At 53.5% G+C, this 6,644-nt stretch carries 4 protein-coding genes; 2 read left to right on the top strand and 2 right to left on the bottom strand.

Annotation, left to right across the window (positions count from 1 at the left end; translation table 11 throughout):
• Positions 1-9: 9 nt before the first annotated feature.
• Positions 10-1,101, top strand: coding sequence for an NAD(P)/FAD-dependent oxidoreductase (locus L579_RS17145; protein ID WP_021185445.1), 1,092 nt, complete (start codon positions 10-12; stop codon positions 1,099-1,101).
• A gap of 50 nt (positions 1,102-1,151) precedes the next feature.
• Here L579_RS17145 and L579_RS17150 read toward each other — a convergent pair whose 3' ends face one another.
• Complete coding sequence (locus L579_RS17150; protein ID WP_021185446.1) at positions 1,152-2,396, bottom strand: hypothetical protein; 1,245 nt, start codon at positions 2,394-2,396, stop codon at positions 1,152-1,154.
• A gap of 169 nt (positions 2,397-2,565) precedes the next feature.
• Here L579_RS17150 and L579_RS17155 point away from each other — a divergent pair, with 169 nt between their 5' ends.
• Complete coding sequence (locus L579_RS17155) at positions 2,566-3,168, top strand: cupin domain-containing protein (RefSeq protein WP_021185447.1); 603 nt, start codon at positions 2,566-2,568, stop codon at positions 3,166-3,168.
• Between the two features lie 208 nt (positions 3,169-3,376).
• Here L579_RS17155 and L579_RS17160 read toward each other — a convergent pair whose 3' ends face one another.
• Entirely contained in the window at positions 3,377-6,529 is a 3,153-nt protein-coding gene (locus tag L579_RS17160; RefSeq protein WP_021185448.1) for a CusA/CzcA family heavy metal efflux RND transporter, read from the bottom strand.
• Positions 6,530-6,644: the final 115 nt, after the last annotated feature.

Below are 6,644 nucleotides of genomic sequence, written 5' to 3' on the forward strand. Positions count from 1 at the left end.
GAATCCAACATGGCGGTAAAAAAAGTGGTGGTAATGGGTGGCGGCGTGCTGGGCGTGTCCAGTGCACTGCAACTGGCGCAACGCGGCATCGTGGTGACGCTGGTGACAGAGGCTGCGTTATGTTCCGGCGCATCGGGGCGTTCGTTGTCGTGGCTCAACTCGGCAGGCGAACGATCAACGGCCTATCATGCGCTGCGTATGGTGGGTATCGACCGCTACCGCACGCTGTTTGCCCAAGATCCAACGCGCGACTGGTTGCGCTTTGATGGTGCGGTGTTCTGGACCACGGGAGATGGCACGGCTCTACGGGCGCGACATGCGTATGAAAAAGCGCACGGCTATGACTCACATCTTGTTAGCTGTGAAGATCTGCCACAAATCAAACCCGATGCATTTAGTGGAGAAGCGATTATTAATCCGGGTGAGGGTTGGGTCAGTTTACCCGACCTGATGACTTATCTGGCGGATAAGCTCCGGGGACTGGGTGGCAAGATTATCGAGGGAGCCGGACCGGCTCAGGTGGTTACCCGCGAAGGCCGTGCCTGCGGTGTGCGTTGGCAAGGGGGCGAGTTAGCGGCGGATGCGGTGCTGGTGGCCTGCGGTCCCGCCACGCCTGATGTGGTGGCCCCGCTGGGTGTACAGATCCCCAATGGTTCGCCACTCTCGATGTTGGTGATCACCCAACCTGCGGGGCAAAAATTAACTGCTGTGTTGAACACACCGCGCGTGGCGGTACGTCCTGATCCCGGCAACCGGCTGGCACTGGATCATGACTGGTATGAACACGACATCCAGCCGCTTGCCACCGGTGGATTTACTATCGATGAAAAGGTGGTGCAGCAACTGGTGGGTGAAGCGAAAAAACTCCTGCCAGACGGCGCGGATTTGCAGGCGCAAAGCTGGAAGATCGGTTACAAACCGATTCCTGGCGACGGTGAACCGGTGCTGGGCGAGTTGCAAAAGGTGCCGGGTTGTTTTGTCGCCTTTACCCATTCCGGGGCGACACTGGCGTTGATCGTCGGAGAGCTGCTGGCAGAAGAGATCGTAAGCGGCGAACAGCACCCGATGCTGGCGGAGTTCCGACCGGAACGTTTTGGCTGATTGATGGTGCCATGCGCCACTACGTTGGCAGCGCGGGGTGGCGCGTTATGTTATCCTTCCCGGTCAAGCAAGAATTGCCGGGCAAAATCTTTACTACGCTGCAAGGCATCAGCCGCTGGGGTGTGGACCATCTCTCCCAGGACATAATCAAAGGTGTCCATGTAAGGTACGCTTTTCAGCATCACGGTGGTCGATTGGGTTGTGGGATCAGCGAACCAGCAGAATTGCGTCTTCATATCAGGGGCTGATGTTTGAACAGGCAATGAAAGGGATGTTTCAGGAAGTTGAACCAAAGAGGGATTTGTCTCGCATTCAGATGCAGGATCGGCATTAACCTTTGGTTCGTGATGAGGCTCATCCTCTTTCAAAATGGCAGTGTGGCGATCATAAAGCGCCAATTTTATTCCTGATTGCGTGGCATACAGAGCAATCAGGCTACATGTCAGATCGTGGCGAGCATCACGCAAAAGGAGTTTTTGTAACTGTTCAACGGTCATTTCTGACGGGGGACCACTGTTTTTCAGGCGGAAATCGAAATCAACAGATTTCATGCTTTTATCGCTGAATAACGCCTTATTTTTCTCGTACCACTGTTGCGTATTTTTGGGGATAACTGTGTTGGCAATCATATGACTAAGCTCAATATCTGTCCACGTCATAATTATTTTCAGCTTTCTAAATGCAAATCTTAATTTCTCTTTGGAAAGATGCAATGCCGTAAATTGTGGATTCAACTGTATCAACACCAGCTTAGTCAAATCACAATTTATTAAGTTATACGTTTTCAGGAGAGAACTTATACCTGCAACTTGCTTGTCATTTGCAGGATCCCACATTTCCATCTCTTGCCGCAGCCTTTGGCATAACGCACTGCGCACAGTCGAATCCGACACACCATTTGTTACTGTTTTATTCAGAACTCCTGTCATTTTGCTTGTCATTAACACTTCTAATGCATTGAAACTGAAAGGGGATAAAAGTTCAATGACTATATCTTCCAGTTTCAATCTCTCGCCCAGGAGAATTCTCCTTTCAATATTTTTCCACTGCTCAGGAACAATTTTTTTGATTTCTTTTAGCAGGCTATCAGTTATCATTTTATACTGATTCCTGTAGTTATCTGTTTTTATCCAATTGTCATTATTACTTTTTGGTTTAATGTTGAATTTATTGTTGCTTTTAATAGTTTCATGGGTATTTTTACTCCTCTTTATGCGTCTGGTGTCATTATGTTTAGTCTGAGTGTTAAGATTATTGAGAAGATGAACACTGCCGCTTTCATAGTTAACTTCCATATCAATTTCCTTTCATTTCATGTCGGTACAATTCCTTCACGTTAATTTTAAGATGAAATCTTCACCTTTGGTAACTTTATTTCTTCCGTCGCAAATGCCACTCGGTCGGATAACATTTGTATTAAGCTTAAAATGTGAACTGTCTCGCATTAAATGTCTGGAGGAAAGGATGGATGATTTATCTCGTCGTCACTTTATCGGCGCGTTGTCCGGCCTTGCGTTGAGTGCGCCTGTGCTGTTCAACCGCTATGCCAGCGCTGCGCCTGCGGCAGATAACATCAAACTGCTGCGCTTAGAACGCAACAACTGGGTGCCAAATAACCCCCATCTGCCGGTTATTTTTTATCAAGGCGTGTTACCCCCTGAGCCTGCAATGACGGCCCCAACCGAAAGTTTGTTTGAGAACAACGACTGGCCGCCGCAGTGGGTCGCGTCCATTTTCAGCTTTCATCATTATCACAGCACCGCCCATGAAGTGCTGGGGTGCGTCAGCGGTCATGCAAAAGTGATGTTGGGAGGGCCAGGAGGTGAAGTTATCACGATGACGGCAGGTGATGTCGCCCTGCTCCCCGCCGGCACCGGACATTGTAATCAGGGCAGCAGCGAGGATTTCCAGGTAGTGGGTGCCTATCCGCCCCACCAACAATGGGATATCTGCCGCACGGCACCGACCTCAGAGATGTTGCAACGTATCAGCCAGTTACCGTTCCCGGAGAGCGATCCGGTTAGCGGACGTCATGGTCCCCTGACACAGAGTTGGCAACGGGGGTAATATCCATATCGTCACGGGTGTTGAAAAATCACCACAGGATTTTACGATCATTGTACGGGACTATCCCGTACATATTTTTCAATAACAGGTACATAATCATACTTGCTATCGATAACCGCCTGATTCTTTTCTACCCGGCAACAGCGTTACATTCGCTTATTGAACAGTACCCACCGCTTATAACTTAATCCCGCGATAAATCGCGTCGCTACGACAGATGTACCGATAAGCGCTGCCGACGCAGCCAGATCAGTTTATAAGCCGCAGGGATGATAAACAGCGACAACAGCGGTGCGGTGATCATGCCGCCGATCATTGGCGCAGCGATACGGCTCATCACCTCCGATCCCGCCCCACTCCCCCACAGAATCGGCAGCAGGCCCGCAATGATCACCGCAACCGTCATCGCTTTTGGTCGTACACGCAGCACCGCCCCCTGATACAACGCCTGATCCAGCCCTTGTTGCGTGAAGGTGGTCGGGTGAGCCAGCGCAGGGTCCGCTTCGATGGCATGGCGCAGATACATCAACATCACCACGCCAAATTCCGCCGCCACCCCGGCCAGCGCAATAAACCCGGTGCCGGTCGCCACCGACAGATGGAATCCCTGCCACCAGAGAAACCAAATGCCGCCCACCAGTGCGAAAGGCAGGCTCATCAGGATCAGCAGAGCTTCATCAACGCGGCGAAATGCCAGATACAGCAGGATAAAGATAATCATCACCGTCATCGGCACCATCAGTTTCAGCTTCTTGTTGGCATGTTCCAGTAACTCAAACTGACCGGAGAAGGCGACGCTGGTGCCTGGCTTCAGCGTGACTTGCCCGGCAATCGCGGTTTTCAGATCCTCCACCACGGAGACCATGTCACGGCCACGGGCATCGATGTAGATCCAACTGGCGGGTCGGGCATTCTCGGTTTTCAACATGGTGGGGCCAGTAACCACCCGGACATCCGCCACATCGCCCAGGGTGATTTGTTGCTTCATCGGGGTGAGGATCGGTAACTGCCGTAGCGCTGCCGGGCTATCGCGGTAACCTTGCGGGTAGCGCATGTTAATCGGATAACGCGCCACGCCTTCCACCGTTTCACCCACCGTGGTGCCACCAATCGCTGAAGAGACAAATAACTGTACATCGCCCACCGTCATGCCATAACGTGCCGCTTTTTCCCGATTGATATCCACATCAATGTAACGCCCGCCTTGCAGACGTTCCGCCAGGGCTGACACCACGCCGGGCACGGTTTTTGCCACCGCTTCAATACGCTGCGCGCTGTCATCGATATCCGCAAGCGACGTGCCGGACACCTTGATGCCTATCGGGCTTTTAATCCCGGTGGAGAGCATATCGATGCGATTGCGAATCGGCGGCACCCACAGGTTTGCCAGGCCTGGCAGGCGCACCCTGGCGTCCAGTTCATCGATAATTTTGTCGAGGGTCATGCCTGGCCGCCACTCGCTTTCCGGTTTCAGTTGAATCGTGGTTTCCACCATCTCCAGCGGTGCCGCATCGGTGGCGGTTTCCGCTTTACCGGTTTTGCCAAAAACCGAGGCCACTTCGGGTACGGTTTTGATCAGTTTATCGGTAGTCTGCAACAACGCCGCCGCCTGTCCCGGTGACACGCCCGGCAAGGTCGAAGGCATATAGAGCAGATCGCCTTCGTTAATTTTGGGCAGGAATTCACCCCCTACCTGACTTAGCGGCCACCACACGGTCAGGATTGACAACGCGGCCGCCACTAACGTCAACTTCGGCCAGTGCAGCACCTTCAGCAGCAGCGGGTGATAGATTTTGATCAATGCCCGGTTAAGCGGGTTGCGGGTTTCCGCCGGTATTTTGCCTCTGATCCACAGCCCCATCAGAATCGGGATGACGATAATCGCCAGCGCCGCCGCGCCAGCCATCGCATAGGTTTTGGTAAATGCCAGCGGGCCAAACAGCCGCCCTTCCTGGCCTTCAAGGGTGAAAATCGGGATAAACGACAAGGTAATAATCAGCAGGCTGATAAACAACGCCGGTCCAACTTCGACCGAGGCATCGGTGATCACCTTCCAGCGACTTGCGCTGTCGATGGGCGTGTCCGGGTGCTGATGTTGCCACTCTTCAAGCCGTTTGTGGGCGTTTTCAATCATCACAATCGCCGCATCCACCATCGCCCCCACCGCAATGGCGATACCGCCCAGCGACATGATGTTGGCATTCAACCCCTGGAAATGCATCACGATAAAGGCGATACACAACCCGAGCGGCAACGAGATAATCGCCACCAGCGCCGAGCGCACATGCCACAGGAACAACGCGCACACCAGCGCCACCACCAGAAATTCCTCCAGCAACTTGTGGCTCAGGTTATCGATGGCACGATCGATCAACTGGCTGCGGTCATAGGTGGTCACCACCTCAACCCCGGCGGGCAGGCTGTGTTTCAGGGTGGCGAGCTTTTCGCGCACTGCACCAATCACCTCGCGCGCGTTTTTGCCGGAGCGCAGGATAATCACTCCGCCAGCCACTTCGCCTTCACCGTTAAGTTCAGCGATACCTCGCCGCATTTCCGGTCCAGTCTGTACCCGCGCCACCTCACCCAGCGTGACCGGCACCCCGTTGGCGGTGGTTTTCAATACGATATGATTGAAGTCGTCCAGGGTTTTCAGGTAGCCACTGGCCCGCACCATATATTCCGCCTCGGCGATTTCCACCGAGGAACCGCCCGCTTCCTGATTGGAGGCTTCAATCGCCGATTTAACTTCCGCCAGGCTGATACCGTATTGCGCCAGTTGCACCGGGTTGACCTGAATCTGGTACTGCTTCACCACCCCGCCCACCGAGGCAACTTCCGCCACATCCGGAATGGTTTTCAGTTCATACTTCAGGAACCAATCCTGCAAGGAACGCAACTCGGCCAGATCGTGCTTACCGCTGTGATCCACCAGCGCATACTCATAAATCCAGCCGACACCAGTGGCGTCCGGGCCGATCTCGGAACTGACGCCAGCCGGTAATTTTCCCTGTACCTGGTTCAGGTACTCCAGCACACGGGATCGCGCCCAGTAGAGGTCGGTACCGTCAGCAAAAATCACATAAACATACGAGTCGCCAAACTGTGAAAAACCGCGCACCGTTTTCGCGCCCGGCACGGACAGCATGGTGGTGGTGAGCGGATAAGTGACCTGGTTTTCCACAATCTGCGGTGCCTGGCCGGGATAGCTGGTTTTGATGATCACCTGCACATCAGAGAGGTCGGGTAAGGCATCAACCGGGGTGTTGATGATAGTCCAGCCGCCCCAGAGGCTGAGAAACACCACGCCCATCATCACCAGAAAGCGGTTGGCGACCGAACGTCGGATAATCCATTCAATCATGGTCGTGCTCCGCCTGACGCATCCGCGCCAGCGCTCCGCTGATATTGGCTTCCGAGTCAATCAGGAAGAGTCCGTTGGCCACAATGGATTCCCCTTCCTGCAACCCGTCAGCAAT

Source organism: Pantoea sp. AS-PWVM4 (genome assembly GCF_000468095.1).
GTDB classification, from domain to species: domain Bacteria; phylum Pseudomonadota; class Gammaproteobacteria; order Enterobacterales; family Enterobacteriaceae; genus Pantoea; species Pantoea phytobeneficialis.

Excerpts from the sequence above, each read along its gene's own strand:
- L579_RS17145 (WP_021185445.1), top strand. The coding sequence starts at position 10 with ATGGCGGTAAAAAAAGTGGTGGTAATGGGTGGCGGCGTGCTGGGCGTG.
- L579_RS17150 (WP_021185446.1), bottom strand. The coding sequence starts at position 2,396 with ATGGAAGTTAACTATGAAAGCGGCAGTGTTCATCTTCTCAATAATCTT.
- L579_RS17155 (WP_021185447.1), top strand. The coding sequence starts at position 2,566 with ATGGATGATTTATCTCGTCGTCACTTTATCGGCGCGTTGTCCGGCCTT.
- L579_RS17160 (WP_021185448.1), bottom strand. The coding sequence starts at position 6,529 with ATGATTGAATGGATTATCCGACGTTCGGTCGCCAACCGCTTTCTGGTG.